This window comes from Komagataeibacter intermedius TF2 (assembly GCF_000964425.1).
Lineage (GTDB): Bacteria > Pseudomonadota > Alphaproteobacteria > Acetobacterales > Acetobacteraceae > Komagataeibacter > Komagataeibacter intermedius.
Genome location: NZ_BANF01000499.1, coordinates 1 through 749, shown reverse-complemented (window position 1 = coordinate 749; position 749 = coordinate 1). Strand labels below are relative to the sequence as shown.

Genomic DNA, 749 nt, shown 5'->3' with positions numbered 1-749 from the left:
TCATACAGCACGTTGACAAAACCGCCATAGGAACGGTCGCTGCCCTTGTCACCACGGGTCTTGCTGTAGATCTCGGACCAGTTGTAGTCGCCTTCGACTTCCGCTCGCAGGCCGTTGCCGAAGCCCCAGCCAACCGCACCAAAGCCGGTCCAGCCGTGGCGGTGGCCCAGCTTTTCACGTCCCGGGCCGTCTTCCGTATCGGCGAAGTGACCGTGCTGGGTCTGTGTCAGGTTGTAGCCGCCCCCGATATCAACATACGGGCCGGTAATGGTGGTGGCCTTGGCGGCCAGCGGTGTCGCGGCCAGCAGGCTAGTTGCCAGCAGGGCAGAGCGGAGACGCATAATGTTCGTCCTTCCTCACATTATTACTTTTATAGGGCACATCGTGTGCGGGATGCGTAAGCAATCCATCCATCCCCCTTAAACACAGTGTGTTGCCTGTGGTTGCGTCCGATTTATGGCCACATAGCAGCATAAAGGTAACACTGGTGCCGCACCGAACGGGACAGAAGATTTTTCTATTTATTAACAATTAAGTATGTGGGGAACGTCCCACTGGAAACAATACTCTAATAAAAGATTTAGAGTATTTTGTGGCAGGAGGAACACGGGGCATCGCGACTTGATGCTGACTTTAAAACCCGGGCAACAAAAAAAGGGAGCACAAAGTGCTCCCTTTCTTCTAAGACCGGCTGGTCGGGATCAGTGCAGGATGATCTCGACGCGGCGGTTCTGCGGCTCACGCGTGTC

The 749-nt window shown here is 55.0% G+C and carries 1 pseudogene; it reads right to left on the bottom strand.

The features are described 5' to 3' along the window. Positions 1-341 (bottom strand): annotated as a pseudogene (locus tag B7449_RS18185) (OmpA family protein); the annotation flags it as partial. Between the last annotated feature and the right edge of the window lie 408 nt (positions 342-749).